Below are 16698 nucleotides of genomic sequence, written 5' to 3'. Positions count from 1 at the left end.
TCCACTTTCCCCCGCAACGGCTAAATTACAACTCATCCGACCACATAACAAAAAATTAACACTGGAAGCAATATGAGCCATTACCCCTCGTTGTTTGCCCCCCTGGAGCTGGGTTTTACCACGTTAAAGAACCGCGTTTTAATGGGATCAATGCACACCGGCCTGGAAGAGCGCCCCGACGGCGCGGACAGGCTGGCGGCCTTCTATGCCGAACGCGCGCGTCATGGCGTGGCGCTGATTGTCACCGGCGGCGTAGCGCCGGCGCTCTCAGGGGTAACGATGCAGGGCGGCGCAGTGCTTAATGATGAGAATCAGCTTCCTCATCACCGCCTGATAACCGATGCCGTGCATCAGGAAGGGGGCAAAATCGCCCTGCAAATTTTGCATACCGGGCGTTACAGCTATCAGCCGAATCTGGTGGCGCCGTCCGCCATTCAGGCGCCGATTAACCGTTTTACCCCGCACGCTTTACGCCACGATGAAATCCTCGCCCTGATTGACGACTTCGCCCGCTGCGCGCATCTGGCACAGCAGGCAGGCTATGACGGCGTCGAAGTGATGGGCTCAGAAGGCTATCTGATTAACGAGTTTCTCGCCGCGCGTACCAACCAGCGGGAAGACGAATGGGGCGGCGATTACGCCCGGCGGATGCGCTTCGCCGTGGAAGTGGTCAGGGCGGTGCGTGAACGGGTTGGCCGGGAGTTTATTATTATCTATCGCCTGTCGATGCTCGATCTTGTAGAAGGTGGCGGCATTTTCGCGGAAACCGTCCAACTGGCGAGGGCCATTGAAGCGGCGGGCGCGACTCTCATCAACACCGGTATCGGCTGGCACGAAGCCCGTGTCCCGACCATTGCCACTCCGGTGCCGCGCGCGGCATTCAGTTGGGTCACCCGCAAGCTGAAAGGCAAAGTCGGCATCCCGCTGGTTACCACCAACCGCATTAACGATCCGCAGGTAGCAGACGATATTCTCTCCCGGGGCGATGCTGATATGGTGTCCATGGCACGCCCGTTCCTTGCCGATGCAGAGATCCTCTCCAAAGCGCAAAACGGCCGGGCCGATGAGATCAACACCTGCATCGGCTGCAATCAGGCCTGCCTCGATCAGATTTTCGTGGGCAAAGTGACCTCTTGCCTGGTGAACCCGCGGGCCTGCCACGAAACAAAAATGCCGCTCACCCCTGCCACCCGCCCAAAAACGCTGGCCGTGATTGGCGCCGGTCCTGCCGGACTGGCCTTTGCCGTCAACGCCGCTGCGCGTGGTCATCGCGTGACGCTGTTTGATGCGGCCGCCGAGATTGGCGGTCAGTTCAATATCGCCAAACAGATCCCCGGCAAAGAGGAGTTTTACGAAACCCTGCGCTACTACCGCAAAATGATCGACATTACCGGCGTAACGCTGCGGCTCAATCAGTTTGTGCAGCCCACCATGCTGGACGCCTTTAACGAGGTGATCCTCGCCAGCGGCATTGTGCCGCGCACGCCTGAGATCGAGGGGATCGCCCATCCGAAAGTGCTGAGCTACCTGGACGTTTTACGCGATAAAGTGCCGGTCGGCGAGAAGGTGGCAATTATCGGTTGTGGGGGAATTGGTTTTGATACTGCGATGTATCTCAGCCAGCCGGGCGAGTCCACCAGCCAGAATATCGCGGAATTTTGCGTGGAATGGGGGATCGATACCAGCCTCAACCAGGTGGGCGGCCTGCGCCCGGAAGGGCCACAGTTGCCGAAAAGCCCGCGTAAGATCGTGATGCTTCAGCGTAAAGCCAGCAAACCGGGTGAAGGTCTGGGTAAAACCACCGGCTGGATCCACCGGGCTACCCTGCTGGCGCGCGGGGTGAAAATGATCCCGTCAGTCAGTTATCAGAAGATCGACGATGAGGGTCTGCATGTATTGATCGGCGACGAACCGCAATTGCTGGCGGTGGACAATGTGATCCTCTGTGCGGGTCAGGAGCCGCGACGCGAGCTGGCGGAGCCGCTACGAGCAGCGGGAAAAACGGTGCATTTGATTGGCGGCTGTGATGTGGCAATGGAACTTGATGCCCGTCGGGCGATAGCCCAGGGCACGACGTTAGCGCTGACGATTTGATGTGTTATGACGACCCGGATGGCGGCGCAAGCGCCTTATCCGGGCCAGGGGTTGTTTTCCGGTATTCGGGCGCGCTTTTGTAGCCCCGGTAAGCGCAGCGCCACCGGGGGAAAATCAGCGCTGTTTGCGCAATTTCACTGCTTTTAGCACCACGAACTTACCGTTAGATGCCACGTTGCTGCAGTTACTAAAAATCTTCTTAAGCTTACGGAAGTAATCAAGATGACGGTTGCCGACCACGATTAATTCGCCGCCGTATTTCAGGCTGCGGCGCGCATCGTGGAACATCTGCCAGGCGATATGATCGGTGATGGCGCTTTGCTGATGGAACGGCGGGTTGCACAACACCACATCAAAACGGTCCGGCTCAATACCGGACAGCCCGTTATTGACCATAAACTCACTGCGCGCCAGCGCGTCCGGCATGTTACGTTCCACATTCAGGCGGCTGGAGGCCACGGCCATATGGGATTCGTCGGTAAACAGCACGCGCGCCTGCGGGTTCTGCGCCAGCAGTTGCAGACCAATCACGCCGTTACCACAGCCGAGATCGACCATCTCCCCTTCCACGTTTTCCGGCAAATGCTTGAGGAAAAGACGCGCGCCAATGTCCAGCCCGCTGCGTGAAAAGACATTCGCATGGTTATGGATGGTCCAGTCCGTTCCCTCTAATTGCCAGTCATAGGTCTGCGGCGCATCGGCCACAGCCGGGGCAGTAAAGGTACAGTAGATCAGGCGTGCTTTCTTCCACGCCAGCGACGTGGTGGTCGGGCCGAGGTATTTTTCAAACAACGCCATGGTGGAGTTATGAATATCACGCGCTTTGGCACCGGCGATAATCTGCGTTTGCGGGGTCACGACGCGGCGCAACGCGCAAAGCTGTTGCTCCAGCAGCGCAAGCTGTTTGGGTACTTTAATCAGCACACGCGCAGGGGCAGCCGGCAGTTCGCTCAGGCTATCCAGGAAAGTCACGGCGTCATCGTCCATCCCGTTCAGACGCAGGTTATGGCGGGTAGCCTGCTCCGCGATAAACGAGTCATTCACGCTGACAGGACGATATTCCGCCAGGGCACAGGCCAACGCGCCGAAGCTATCGTTAAAGATGAGCGTCGTGCCTTCGGTCTCATTTACCTGATTTAGCAGATATTCATCTGCCGCATCCCACGCCTGTAACGACGCTTCTTCGGCATTGGGTGGGAAACGCTCTAATGCAAATGACTGTCCAATTAACTCAACCTGGCCCATCGACCCTCCGGGGTGCTAGAATTCGCGCGTTTTATCGCTTAATTATCCGGAGTTGTAAACCCCTTAAACATGACAACACTCACTTATTTGCAGGGTTACTCCGAAACACTGCTGGCGCAGGTACAAACACTGATTACGCAAAACCGACTGGGCGAGGTTTTACGCAAGCGCTACCCCGATACACACGACATCACGACCGATAAAGCGCTCTATGTTTATACGCAGGATTTTAAAAATCAGTTTTTGCGTAACGCACCACAAATCAACAAAGTCGCTTATGACAGCAAAATCCACGTCCTGAAAAACGCATTAGGGCTGCATACCGCCGTGTCGCGCGTGCAGGGAGGTAAGCTTAAAGCAAAAGCAGAAATCCGCGTCGCTACCGTTTTTCGCCAGGCGCCGGAAGCCTTTCTGCGAATGATTGTGGTGCACGAACTGGCACACCTGAAAGAGAAAGAACATAACAAAGCGTTTTATCAATTATGTTGTCATATGGAACCTCAGTACCATCAACTGGAATTTGATATGCGTTTGTGGCTTTTATGTAAAGACGAAGGGTGGCTTTGAGATGAGATTAAATAAACCATCAACAATGAATAAATAATTCCAGTGATTTATTCTACATTTATTAATGTGCGATCCCAGTCACTAATAGCGCAATGAATTTATCTTTAAACAACCACATAAAGATATGCGTAACTAACGGCAATATAAGTCTTTATTTAGAATAAGTTGCATGTTCACTCGCCAGAAGGCATTCGGATAAACATCCAGAACGTTATTTATTTTGATTTTGAATCATATGATTCAACATTTGAATTTGACGCAGAGGCACAATAAAATCATTATGCAGAAATACTTTTACAGCTTGTTGTAGAAGTATTCTCGAAGCATTTAGATGATTGGTTTAATACATATTCGCACTCAGGCACATGAATCATTTGTCAGTGGATATGGACATAAACCCTTTACTCACCATGTATCCCTTGTGGGATACATGGTTTTTTTATGTCTGAACTTATTCAAGAGAGGCTTTAAGGCGGGCAACGGCTTTTCTCAGGTTTTCATCTGCCACTGACACGTAAGACATACGCAACGTCGACGCATCCGGGTTATCCGCATAGAAGAACTCGCCCGGCACATAGACCACGCCGTTTGCCAGCGTCTTTTTCAGCCAGTCAGTGGTGTTCTTTTGATATTTAAATTTAGCCCACAGGAACATCCCACCCTGCGGACGGTGAAAGGTCAAATGCTCGCCTAACTCGCGTTCAATCTCTTCACATAACACCTGACATTTATCTTTATAAGAGGCACGGATAATTTTTAACTGATCTGGCAGGCGCCCCGTCTGCAAATAGTGATAAGCCAGCGACTGCGAGAGTGAACTGGTATGCAAATCCGTGGCCTGTTTCAGGGTCACAATCTGTTTCTTAATCCACTCTGGCGCGACAACCCAACCCACGCGCGCACCCGGCGCCAGGATTTTAGAGAACGTCGAGGTGTAAATAACGTTTTCGCTGTTATCGATCTCTTTCGCCCATGCGGTTAATGGCTTGAACAGTTTGTCAGTGAAATTAATTTCGCTATAAGGATCATCTTCGATAATGACAAAGTTATAGCGTTTGGACAGTTCAACCAGCTTTTTGCGACGCTCATCAGAAAGTGTGACTCCGCCAGGATTGCCGAAGGTCGGCACAATATAAACGGCTTTGATGGTGGTGGTTTTAACCAGCTCTTCCAGCTCATCAACCTTCATGCCTTCACCGTCTGTGCCCACAGACGCAAGCTGCGCTTCCGCCAAATGGAAGACCTGCAATGCGGCCAGGTAGGTGGGTCTTTCCACAACAATGACATCACCCGGGTTAATCAGTACGCGGGCGAGCATATCCAGAGACTGCTGAGAACCCGAGGTAATCACGACGTCGTCAGGGTGGCAGGTAATCAGACGCTGTTTCAGAAGCTGGCAGATCGCCTCACGCAAATCCGGGCTGCCTTCGCTCAGACCGTATTGAAAAGCATCTTTCCAGGAAACAGATAACACTTTATCCATCGCCATCTGGAGCCCTTCGCGATCGAAGAGATCAGGGTTAGGAATGCCCCCGCCAAGAGAGATAACCCCTTCCATTTTGCTGTGTTTTAATAATTCGCGGATGGCAGATGACTGCACGTTTTTGACTTTCTCGGAGATTCTCTCGTCTGACATTACCTTAACCTTTGTTTTGCCGTTCGTTCTTATTATGGTGCGATAGTTTTCATGCTAAGCAATTCCGTTATACAGCAATAAAAACAGGCCGTAAACGGAGCCGCCCGCTCGCTCGTTTCATTTATACTATGCCAGTATTTTTATTTTTTCTGGTTTAATGTTCCGAACATGACGCTAAATATTAATTAAACAGATATCTATGACCGGCAAGTGTCCATAATTTCCTCTGATCATCGTGCGATGATTTTAAAACAATGCAGAAGGCTCATCTGCGATAAACCATCCCCCCAGCATTATTATTTGAATTACGGCCCATCTCTTGTGATGGCGGAGTAACTGTTTTTATACACAGTTAATGTACACACAAGGTCGAGACAAATGAAAAGAGGAAGATACTGCCTTTCTGTTGCGGTTTTTATCCTGCTCAGGAAAGGCAATCAGAGAGGTATGTTCCAACGCACGGGCACAGGGTGGATAGAGGGTTATTCCAAATACGGCTGGTGACGCTTCTCACCCCATTTCGTCTCATCGCCGGAGCATTGCTCCGGCGCGATGGTTTAGCCCTGATTGACTTCCGCTACCAGAACGGCGGCGCGTTTTTTCTTCCACATATAGCCTGCGCCAAGCACCAGCAGCCATGCCGGGATCAGACATACGGAGATGCGGATCCCCGACGTCATAAACATCACCACCAGGATCGCCGCCAGAAACAACAGACAAAGAACGTTAGTCAGCGGATAACCCAGGCTTTGAAAGGCAGTGGTTTTCCCGGCTTTCTGCATGGCGAGACGGAATTTCAGATGGGTGATACAGATCATCGCCCAGTTGATCACCAATGCAGCAACCACTAATGCCATCAGCAATTCAAAGGCTTTGCCCGGCATCACATAGTTGATCAATACACACAGCGCCGTGGCCACAGCGGAAACGCCCAGTGCGGTCAGCGGGATCCCCCGGCGGTTTACCTTGAGCAGCGAACGTGGTGCGTTACCCTGCTGCGCCAGGCCAAACAGCATGCGGCTATTGCAGTAAACACAGCTGTTATAAACCGACAGCGCGGCGGAGAGCACGACGAGGTTGAGGGCGTTAGCGACGATGTTGCTGTCCAGCGCATGGAAGATCAGGACAAACGGGCTACCCCCTTCCACGACATTTTTCCATGGATAGAGGGACAGCAAAACGGCCAGCGACCCCACATAAAACAGCAGAATACGGTAGATGACCTGATTGGTGGCTTTGGGAATGCTTGTTTGCGGATCGTCGGCCTCTGCCGCGGTGATGCCCACCAGCTCCAGACCGCCAAAGGAGAACATGATCACCGCCATTGCCATGACCAGACCACTGATGCCATTCGGGAAGAATCCGCCATCCTGCCATAGATTCGCCACCGATGCGTCCGGACCACCGTTGCCGCTAAACAGCAGATAACCGCCAAAAACAATCATACTGATGATGGCGGCGACTTTAATAATGGAGAACCAGAACTCCATCTCGCCGTACACTTTGACGTTCGTCAGGTTGATGGCGTTAATCGCCACAAAGAAAATGGCCGCCGACACCCACGTGGGCACATCCGGCCACCAGTACTGAATATAAATCCCGACCGCCGTCAGTTCCGCCATGCTCACCAGCACATACAGCACCCAGTAATTCCAGCCGGACATAAACCCGGCAAAAGGCCCCCAGTAGCGATTGGCAAAATGGCTGAAAGACCCCGCCACCGGCTCCTCAACTACCATTTCGCCGAGCTGGCGCATGATGAAAAAGGCAATCAGCCCGGCAATCGCATACCCCAATAGTACGGACGGCCCGGCCATGCGAATCGTCTGTGCAATGCCCAAAAACAGCCCGGTGCCTACGGCCCCGCCGAGCGCAATCAACTGGATGTGGCGGTTTTTTAACCCGCGTTTTAATTCGTTATCGTGTTGTGCTGCCATCTCTGACCTCTCCCCTGTCTGTAAAAGTCACCACCGGCCTGAGCAACTTTCAGGCCAGCCAGTGGGGAGAGAACGACAATCGCAGGCTAACTCACTGAATAAGCGAACAATATAAATTTTCATGCAGATTCACACTTTGTGAGAATCGGTTGAATGTTCAGCAGTTTCGCGCATTAACGATGCCAATCACGCACGACTTATGAGAAAAGTGACTTTCGCATGCATGAAAACGAACCGTTTTAGTGCAATGGGAAAAAGCGCAGCGCCGTCAGGCTTCCCGCCATCAAAAAAGCTGTTAGTCTGGTAGCCACTCTTTCGTTCCGGTATTGGCGCACATGTATAACATCGACGACTTTGATCTGAAAATCCTCACCCTGTTACAGGCCAATGGCCGTTTAACCAACCAGGAACTGAGCGATCTCATCGGCCTTTCTGCTTCTCAGTGTTCACGGCGTCGTATCGCGCTGGAGCAGGCGCAACTGATTCTCGGTTACCATGCGCGGCTCGCGCCGGACGCCGCCGGACGTGAAATGCTGGGGCTGATTGAAGTGCGTCTTTTAAACCACACGCAGGAGTATGTAGAAAGTTTCCACCAGATGATAAGCGAAGTGGACGCGATTCTCGATGCCTGGAAAACCACCGGTGACGCCGATTACCTGCTCCGGGTTGCCGTGCCGGATTTGCCAGGCCTGAGTCATTTAATCAGCCATATTCTGGCGCAAAACAAAGGGGTTGCGCATTTGAAGACCTCCGTTGTCCTTAACCGCCTGAAAGAAAATGGCCAGTTGATGCCTGACAGCGGTTTGCTGCCCTGATACAGGGCAGCGCGCCTTATTTTGGTGCAACCAACCGGTTGATTAATGTATAGAATGAGAAAATATCACACACATCACCCGCACATCGGCATATAAACGCACAAAATACGCACGCTTCTCTTTTCGCCATATCAATATGTTAGGGATATGGCCGCCTGTTTTTTCCCCATTCAGTTATGCCGTAAAGCGGATCTGGTGTGGTTTTTGCAGGATATTTCTTATCTTTAGCAATGGTTGAATCGTACTTTCTTATGGATAACGTCCTGACTCCCAATAAACTTGCTCATACCTGGCTGGAAGATGCGCTGGCGCTGCTGTTCGGTACGCTAATGATCTCTTTTGGCGTGATTATGTTTCGCCAGGCGGGCGCGCTCACTGGCGGTACGGCGGGTATCGCTTTTCTGATCCATTACGCGACTCACCTGCCGTTTGGCGTGGCGTTCTTTTTGATCAACCTGCCGTTTTACTGGCTCTCTGTTCGCCGGATGGGGATGCAGTTCACGCTGAAAACCTTCTGCGCCGTGGCGCTGGTGTCGTTGTTCTCGGATCTGCACGGGCGCTTTATCCATTTCGATCAGCTTAACCCCTACTACGCCACACTCTTTGGCAACATCATGGTCGGCATCGGCTTTGTGGTGCTGTTCCGCCATAAAGCGAGCCTCGGCGGCGTAAATATTCTGGCGCTCTATCTGCAGGATAAAAGCGGCATCCGCGCCGGTAAATTCCAGATGGTGGTCGATGCCTGCATCGTGACCGCATCGCTGTTCTTCGTGAGCCTGCCGATGCTGGCGGCCTCCATTGCGGGTGCCGTGATTCTGAATTCCATTATTGCCATGAACCACCGCCCGGGACGCTATGCGGTGTAATGGATTGACCTCTGACAGTAATTTCAGGAGTAGTGACTGTGTTCCAGAACGTTGACGCCTACGCGGGCGACCCTATCCTGTCGTTGATGGAGACTTTCCATCAGGACAAACGCGCTGACAAAGTGAATCTCAGCATCGGGCTGTATTATGACGAGCAGGCCATCATTCCTTGCCTTAAGGCCGTTCAGGAAGCTGAGACCCGCCTGCAGAGTCAGCCACACAAAGCCAGCCTCTATCTGCCGATGGAAGGTTTTGCGCCTTATCGCAGCGCCATTCAGACACTGCTGTTTGGCAACAACCATCCGGCGCTGAACGCCGGGCGTATCGCCACTATCCAGACGCTGGGCGGTTCCGGTGCGCTGAAAGTGGGCGCCGATTTCCTGAAACGCTACTTCCCGGACTCCGACGTATGGGTCAGCGATCCGACCTGGGAAAACCACATCGCTATTTTTGCCGGTGCCGGATTTAACGTACACACTTACCCGTATTTCGATAACGCCACGCGTGGTGTCGATTTCAGCGGCATGCTCAGCACCTTAAAACAGCTACCGCCGCGCAGTATCGTGCTGCTGCACCCGTGCTGTCATAACCCGACGGGTGCGGATCTGACGAATGGGCAGTGGGATGAAGTGATTGAAGTCCTGATTTCCCGCGAACTGATCCCGTTCCTCGACATCGCCTATCAGGGCTTTGGCGCGGGCCTGGAAGATGACGCCTACGCCATTCGCGCGATTGCCAGCACCGGCCTGCCTGCGCTGGTCAGCAATTCATTTTCTAAAATCTTCTCCCTGTACGGTGAGCGCGTAGGCGGGCTGTCCGTGGTGTGTGAAGATGCCGATGCCGCCGGACGCGTGCTGGGCCAGTTAAAAGCCACCGTACGTCGCAACTACTCCAGCCCGCCGAACTTTGGCGCGCAGGTGGTTTCTATGGTGCTCAACGATCCAGAGCTGAACGCCCTGTGGCGTGCCGAAGTGGACGCCATGCGCACCCGCATCAGCGAAATGCGCCAGGCCCTTGTGGATGTGCTTAAAAACGCTCTGCCGGATCACGACTTTATCTACCTGCTGACCCAGCGCGGCATGTTCAGCTACACCGGGTTCAGCGCCGAACAGGTGGATAAACTGCGTGAAGCCTTTGGGGTCTACCTGATTGCCAGCGGCCGTGTCTGCGTGGCGGGCCTTAACCACAGCAATATCGCACGCGTAGCCTCAGCCTTCGCCGCCGTGCAGTAAGGTATCACGCCTGTTTTTGTTGCCCGAGCGTGACAAAAACAGGCGGTTCCCAGGCCGTTACCGCTGGCAACCTCCCCTCAAATTTCGCAATCTCCACCCGGCAACTCTGCGCGCTACATCCCTGTCCCAGACGCGAACTGCCGCGATCCTCGGTTAACACATTGGGATTACCGTGTTTATCCAGTGGCTGCTCATCTTCTGTATTCTCTGGATCATACCAGGCGCCGGTGGACATCTGCACCACGCCGGGCCGTATAGCCTCACTCAATTTCACCCCGGCCAGTAATGCGCCTCGCGTATTGAACACTTTCACCACATCGCCATCGTGAATACCGCGCGCGGCAGCATCGCGCGGATGCATCCACAGTGGCTCACGTCCGTCAATTTTGCTCTCGTGACTTACGCTACCGTGGTCGTACTGGCTGTGCAGGCGGGTACGCGGCTGGCTGGAGAGCAAATGCAGCGGCCATTCCCGGGCAACAGACTGCTGATATTGCGCCTCCGGCTCGTGCCAGTACGGGTGTCCCGGACACTCTTCGTAGCCAAAATCGGCAATCGTCTGCGAAAAAAGCTCTATCTTGCCGGAAGGGGTGGAAAGGGGCGCCTTGCGCGGGTCGTCACGAAAATCCTTAAGCAGGATTTGCGGCTCTTCAGGACGGATAAATTCCAGCACGCCCTGTTGCCAGAAATCATCGAACGTCGGGAGTGCGATCCCGTCGGCCTCGGCGCGCGGGCGCGACTGCTCATACATAACCTGTAGCCAGGCCCTGACGTCCTGTCCTTCGGTGTAAGCCTCGCCAAACCCGAGACGGGCAGCCAGTCCGCTGAAAATAGCATAGTCATCGCGGGCATCGGCAAACGGCGCAATGTGCTGACGCATGGCGATCATAAAGCCGTCGTTGCTGGCGCTCCCGATGTCCTCGCGCTCAAGCGAGGTGGTGGCGGGCAGCACAATGTCGGCGAATTTCGCCTGCGCCGTCCAGAACGGCTCGTGGACCACAATGGTTTCCGGACGCCGCCAGGCGCGTACCAGCCTGTTGAGATCCTGATGGTGATGAAAGACATTGCCGCCCGCCCAGTAGACAAAGCGAATGTCCGGGTAAAAGTGGGTCTGCCCGTCAAATTGATAGGGTTCGCCGGGGTGCAGCAGCATGTCGGCGAAACGGGCGACCGGGATTTTGCCCTCAACCGGATTGCGCCCCTGGGGCAAACGCGGGCCGGAAAAGACGCGCCGGTCAGCTCCCGCCAGGTTGGTCGAGGCATAGCCAAAACCCAGTCCACCGCCGGGCGTGCCAATCTGTCCCAACAGCGCCGTCAACGCCACCGTCGCCCAGAAGGTCTGTTCTCCCTGACGGGCACGCTGAACCGACCAGGCTATGTTAATCATCGTGCGATGCCGTGCCATCTCATGGGCCAGATGACGGATCGCCCCGGCGGCAAGCCCGGTTCTGGGTTCTGCCCATTCCGGGCTTTTTACCACACCGTCATTCCGGCCAAAGAGATAATCCCGGTACGGTGCGAACCCCACCGTGTGGCTGTCAACAAACGCCCGGTCATATAACCCGTCGGCAATCAGCACCTGGCAGAGCGCCAGCAGTAGCGCTGTGTCGCTACCCGGGATAACGGCCAGCCAATCGGCATCCGGTACAGCAGAGAGATCGTTTTTTACCGGACTGATATTGATAAAGCGGGTGCCGTTACGGCGCAAGGTCTGCAACCAGTGTTGCAGGGCATGATCGTTGGCCCCGCCGCCGTTCACCTGCGCATTACGCAGCGGCAAGCCACCAATGGCGACAAATAACTCGCAGTGCTCCGCCAGCACCGGCCAGTGGGTATGCTGACGTTGCAAGGTGTCGAGATCGCCGAGAATATGCGGCAAAATGCGCTCTCCGGCGGCGATACTGTAGGTATTGGTGCTGCCGGTATAGCCGCCAAAGAAATTGAGAAAGCGGTGCAGTTGGCTTTGCGCGTGATGAAAGCGTCCGGCGCTCGACCAGCCATAAGAGCCGCCGTAAATCGCCGCATTACCCTGCTCGCGTTTCACCCTGGTGAGTTCATCGGCCACCAGCGTCAACGCCTGCTCCCAACTCACTTCGACAAAAGGTTCACGTCCACGCCCTTCGCGTGAGGCGGCGCCCCCTTTGAGAAACCCTTCCCGCACCGCCGGACGACGAACGCGTGAGGTTCCCTGCACCGCCCCCGGGAGCGATTGCCCGATACGCGACGGGTTGCTGTCCCAGTCCACCGGACTAACAGCGGTCAGTTTGCCGTTATCGGTGGTCACCCGGTAGGTTCCCCAGTGCATTACCGCAAGTTGATCAGGTTTCATTGTGATACCTCAGAAATGAAACCTGCCCATCAGGCGTTATTGTTGCAGGCAGTTTGGACACGGACAGCGCGCAACAACCGGAGCGTACACGTAGTACGTGAGGATTGTGAGCACTGCCCAGGTCCAAAATGGCAAATAAAATAGCCTGATGGGCAGGTTTTAGTGCATCGTCATCCCACCGGTCACATTAATCGCCTGCCCGGTCATATAGGCCGCCAGCGGACTGGCAAGAAACGCCACCACGCCAGCCACCTCTTCTGGTTGCGCCGTGCGCCCCAGCAAAACCTGTGAACAGTCTTCGGCATAGATGGCTTCCGGCGTCATACCACGTAATTCTGCGCCTTCCCGGCGCTCGCGCCACTTCATCTCTGTCTCGACAATGCCGGGGCACACCGCGTTCACCAGGATGTTGTCACGGGCGAGCTCAATGGCCATCACTTTAGTCAGGCCGAGGACCGCATGTTTAGACGCCACATACTGCCCCATTAGCCGATAGCCATTTTTGCCCGCCTGCGAGGCGATATTGATGATGCGGCCACCGCTTTTGGCTTTCATTAGCGGTATGGCCGCCTCCGCCAGGTAACCAATGCTTTTGACGTTGACGTCCAGAATGCGCTGCCAGTCGGCATCGCTCATCTGCGTTACCGTACTCATCGCCGAGACGCCGCAGCTATTGACCAGGATGTCCACCCCACCGAAAGTCTCCACCGCGGCGCCAATGAGCTGATGGGCCTGTTCGCGAGAGGAAACATCGGTACGTAGCACTAGCTGGCGCAGTGTCTGCTCCCGCGCTCTGGCGGCGATATCGCCTACCACTACATTTGCGCCGCCGCGATGTAGCAGTTCTGCAATGGCTTTACCAATCCCCTGCAGGCCACCGGTCACGACGGCAGTCTGGCCGCTAAAATCGAGGGCAATCATCGCTTATTCCCGAAACGGGTCGTCGCTGATACCGGCATCCAGCACCAGCTTCGCGTATTCCTGGGCCGAGAACAGTGAGTGATCGCGATAGTTGCCGCAGGCAAGCGGCGTGACCGCAGGCACATCTGTTGCGGTAAGCACACGCTGCAAGACCCGTGTCAGCGCTGCTGCGATGTGTTTCGGATCGTGCTCATCCCACAGGATCAGATAGAAACCGGTACGGCAACCCATCGGTGAAATATCGATAACACCTTCCAGCTCTTCACGCAGACCAAACGCCAGCAGGTGTTCCAGGGTGTGCAGCGCAGCGGTGGGAATGGCATCTGAATTGGGTTGCAGGAAACGTAAATCAAACTTCTGCACCACACTGCCAAGCCGGTGGCGCTCATAACCGGCTACGCGGACATACGGGGCTTTGACTTTGGTATGGTCGAGGGTAAAGCTCTCTACAACTGGCATATTGCTCTCCTGAATAGATGAAATAGCAGCCTCACTCGCGGCGAATACGGCGAGCAACGCGGGTTCCGAGGGTCTGGATAAGCTGAACGATGACAATCAGCACCAGCGCGGTGACCAGCGTGGCGAAAGCATCAAAGCGCTGGTAACCGTAGGTAATGGCTAAATCGCCGATCCCGCCGCCGCCCACGGTTCCGGCCATGGCGGTCGCGCCCAGCAGGCCAATGGTGGCGGTAGTAAGGGCCAAAATCAGAGATGACGCCGCTTCCGGCAACATAAAGTGCCAGATGGTCTGTAAGGCGGTAGCGCCCATGGCATCGGCGGCCTCAAGGATCCCCTCATCCACTTCCAGCAGCGAGCTTTCGACCAGCCGGGAAATATAGGGCGCAATAAAAACAATCAGCGGCACAATCGCCCCCGCCGTACCGATGGTGGTGCCCACCACCAGACGGGTAAAAGGCAGAATGGTGATCAGCAAAATGATAAACGGCAGCGAGCGGACAACATTGATTGTCGGGTTCAGAACCTGATGCACAAACCGGTTGGGCAGAATGCCGCCAGGACGGCAAACGACCAGCACAATGCCCAGCGGGATGCCGAGCAGTGAACCGAAACCCAGCGAAACGGCGATCATCACCAGGGTGTCGTGCAATGCCAGCAGGAATTGATCGCCGGTGACGGCTGTGTCAATAAACTCAAACATGGGTGATTTTCACTCCTGCATCGCGAAGGTGGGCAATGGCGTTGTCGGTTTGCTCTGCCTCGCCGAGAATCTGCACGATCATGAACCCCAGAATCCGCCCCTGAACGTCGGACATGCTGGCAAAGAGAATATTCACCTCGATGGCATAGTCCTTGATGATGCGGTTGATGATGGGCTGCTGCGCCGTTTCGCCAACAAACTCGAGACGCAGAGCCTGCGCGCCATTGTCCCGCTGTAGCACCGAGGAAACGCGCTCCGGCAGCTTGTCGTGAATCACCGACTGCACGAAGCTGGCGGTGACCGGATGTTGCGGCTGGGCAAACACGTTAAAGACCTCTCCCTGCTCCACAATGCTGCCGTTCTGCATTACCGCAACCTTGTTACAGATCTTCTGAATAACCGACATTTCGTGCGTGATCAGCACGATGGTGATGCCATAGCGGCGGTTGATCTCCTGCAACAACAGTAAGATCTGCACCGTGGTATGGGGATCCAGCGCCGATGTCGCTTCATCACACAATAAAACGGATGGATTGGTCGCCAGCGCGCGGGCAATACCGACACGCTGTTTTTGCCCGCCCGATAACTCGTTCGGAAAGCTATGCAGTTTGTCGCTGAGATTGACAAACTCCAGCAGCTCCGTCACCCGTGCCTGAATAAATGCCTTATCACGCCCCTGCAAAATGAGCGGAATGGCGATGTTGTGGAAAACCGTTTTCGAATTCAGCAAATTAAAGTTCTGAAAGATCATGCCAATATCTTTCTTGATCGCTCGCAGACGTTTACCGCTAAATTCCTGCAATACTTCGCCATTAATCACCACCTCTCCCTGGCCTGGCGATTCGAGACGATTGATTAAACGTAGCAAGGTACTTTTCCCTGCACCGCTATAACCAATAATCCCGAAAATATCGCCCTTAGCAATACTAAGGTTAATGTCCTTTAATGCCAGAACCGGATTTCCATTTCGTGAGAATGTTTTGCTGACATGGCGAAACTCAATCATTGGATTGCTCATTTCAAATAATCAGGCTGCAAGTAACCGTTATATTGCTCGTGAGTCAAAATATAATTTTTGAAATCAGCAGAGTGGTACCCGGCAACAATATCTTTAGCAAACTGCGCGTCTTTATTTTTACCGGCAATGGTCACGACGTTAATAAACTGGCTTACCGGGGTTTCAAGCTGTAATGCCGAATTGAGCTTCAGACCGCTGGATACGGCAAAGTTTCCCTGAATCAAACCGTAATCTACATCCGGCAGCGCACGGACCTGCTGCGCGTTATCCATCTCTTTGAGGACAATTTTATACGGATTTTCGAGGATGTTGCGCTGTGAGAAGGTGGCCGGATCGCTGTCTGGTTTGAGTTTTACCCAGCCGAGGCTTTGGAGCACTAACAGAGCCCGGTATTCATTAGGCGGTTGATTAGGAACAGAAATCACGGTGCCTGCCGCCGGGGTTTTCAGCGCTTTGATTTTGCCGCCATACAGTCCCATTGGCGGTGTCGGCACCTGCACGATACCAATGTTGTCGATACCCAGGCGTTCATTCACCGATTTCAAATATACCGGGTGCTGCATGATATTGGCTTCAATGTTGCCACGGGCAACCGCATCGTTTACCTGAATACCATCGCTGAAATCTTTATATTCGACTTTATAGCCTTTTTTAATCAGAAATGGTGCGAAACCCTTTTCAAATTGTTCTTTATAAGGCCCGGGATTAAAACCGACACGAATAATATTATCCTGCGCCGCAGCCAGAAATGAAGATGATGACAATAAAGCAAAGACGAAACCTAATACAACTGGCTTGTTCATTACGCATTTTCCCTGTTGGTGTGCAAGTAAAATCGATTAAATCACAGCCGACCGTGCGTTGTAAGCCATAGTACCG

Annotated in this window: 14 protein-coding genes; 5 read left to right on the top strand and 9 right to left on the bottom strand. The window is 54.1% G+C overall.

Going from position 1 to position 16698, the window contains the following annotated elements; all coding sequences use genetic code 11:
* The first annotated feature begins 72 nt into the window (after window positions 1-72).
* A complete protein-coding gene (locus tag AAIG39_RS15050) occupies window positions 73-2094 on the top strand; it encodes an oxidoreductase (protein WP_343194185.1) in 2022 nt (673 codons plus the stop codon).
* A gap of 114 nt (window positions 2095-2208) precedes the next feature.
* Here the strand turns inward: AAIG39_RS15050 and rlmG are convergent, their stop codons facing one another.
* Entirely contained in the window at window positions 2209-3339 is a 1131-nt protein-coding gene (gene rlmG / locus AAIG39_RS15045) for a 23S rRNA (guanine(1835)-N(2))-methyltransferase RlmG (protein WP_249572816.1), read from the bottom strand.
* 69 nt (window positions 3340-3408) lie between these two features.
* On the opposite strand from rlmG, the gene AAIG39_RS15040 reads away from it, so the two are divergent.
* Window positions 3409-3906, top strand: a complete 498-nt coding sequence (locus AAIG39_RS15040; protein WP_343194184.1) for a M48 metallopeptidase family protein — start codon at window positions 3409-3411, stop codon at window positions 3904-3906.
* A 451-nt stretch (window positions 3907-4357) separates the two neighbouring features.
* On the opposite strand, the gene AAIG39_RS15035 is transcribed toward AAIG39_RS15040, so the two are convergent.
* Together AAIG39_RS15035 and AAIG39_RS15030 are read right to left on the bottom strand one after the other, a co-directional pair.
* A complete protein-coding gene (locus tag AAIG39_RS15035; protein ID WP_047373036.1) occupies window positions 4358-5542 on the bottom strand; it encodes an aminotransferase-like domain-containing protein in 1185 nt (394 codons plus the stop codon).
* Between the two features lie 557 nt (window positions 5543-6099).
* Entirely contained in the window at window positions 6100-7479 is a 1380-nt protein-coding gene (locus AAIG39_RS15030) for an amino acid permease (protein ID WP_343194183.1), read from the bottom strand.
* Between the two features lie 335 nt (window positions 7480-7814).
* Here AAIG39_RS15030 and AAIG39_RS15025 point away from each other — a divergent pair, with 335 nt between their 5' ends.
* From AAIG39_RS15025 to AAIG39_RS15015, 3 genes are all read left to right on the top strand, one after another.
* Window positions 7815-8294: an Lrp/AsnC family transcriptional regulator gene (locus tag AAIG39_RS15025; RefSeq protein WP_047373024.1), complete on the top strand. Its 480-nt coding sequence runs from the start codon at window positions 7815-7817 to the stop codon at window positions 8292-8294.
* A 251-nt stretch (window positions 8295-8545) separates the two neighbouring features.
* Window positions 8546-9160: a YitT family protein gene (locus AAIG39_RS15020; protein WP_249572819.1), complete on the top strand. Its 615-nt coding sequence runs from the start codon at window positions 8546-8548 to the stop codon at window positions 9158-9160.
* Window positions 9161-9198: 38 nt separating this feature from the next.
* Window positions 9199-10392: an amino acid aminotransferase gene (locus AAIG39_RS15015; protein ID WP_249572820.1), complete on the top strand. Its 1194-nt coding sequence runs from the start codon at window positions 9199-9201 to the stop codon at window positions 10390-10392.
* Window positions 10393-10396: 4 nt separating this feature from the next.
* Here the strand turns inward: AAIG39_RS15015 and AAIG39_RS15010 are convergent, their stop codons facing one another.
* From AAIG39_RS15010 to AAIG39_RS14985, 6 genes are all read right to left on the bottom strand, one after another.
* Complete coding sequence (locus AAIG39_RS15010) at window positions 10397-12721, bottom strand: molybdopterin-dependent oxidoreductase (RefSeq protein WP_343194182.1); 2325 nt, start codon at window positions 12719-12721, stop codon at window positions 10397-10399.
* A 159-nt stretch (window positions 12722-12880) separates the two neighbouring features.
* Window positions 12881-13642, bottom strand: coding sequence for an SDR family NAD(P)-dependent oxidoreductase (locus AAIG39_RS15005; RefSeq protein WP_249572822.1), 762 nt, complete (start codon window positions 13640-13642; stop codon window positions 12881-12883).
* Window positions 13643-13645: 3 nt separating this feature from the next.
* Window positions 13646-14101, bottom strand: a complete 456-nt coding sequence (locus tag AAIG39_RS15000) for an S-ribosylhomocysteine lyase (RefSeq protein WP_343194181.1) — start codon at window positions 14099-14101, stop codon at window positions 13646-13648.
* Window positions 14102-14132: 31 nt separating this feature from the next.
* On the bottom strand, window positions 14133-14801 hold the full coding sequence (locus tag AAIG39_RS14995) for a methionine ABC transporter permease (protein WP_249572823.1): 669 nt from the start codon (window positions 14799-14801) through the stop codon (window positions 14133-14135).
* Window positions 14794-15807 carry a methionine ABC transporter ATP-binding protein gene (locus AAIG39_RS14990; RefSeq protein WP_249572824.1) on the bottom strand — a complete coding sequence of 338 codons (1014 nt, stop codon included), beginning with the start codon at window positions 15805-15807 and terminating at the stop codon, window positions 14794-14796. Before AAIG39_RS14990 ends, AAIG39_RS14995 begins: the two co-directional genes overlap by 8 nt.
* A gap of 8 nt (window positions 15808-15815) precedes the next feature.
* Window positions 15816-16622, bottom strand: coding sequence for a MetQ/NlpA family ABC transporter substrate-binding protein (locus AAIG39_RS14985; RefSeq protein ID WP_343194180.1), 807 nt, complete (start codon window positions 16620-16622; stop codon window positions 15816-15818).
* Window positions 16623-16698 lie beyond the last annotated feature (76 nt).

Source organism: Phytobacter palmae (assembly GCF_039409775.1).
Lineage (GTDB): Bacteria > Pseudomonadota > Gammaproteobacteria > Enterobacterales > Enterobacteriaceae > Phytobacter > Phytobacter palmae.
This window is presented reverse-complemented; position numbering and strand designations above follow the sequence as displayed.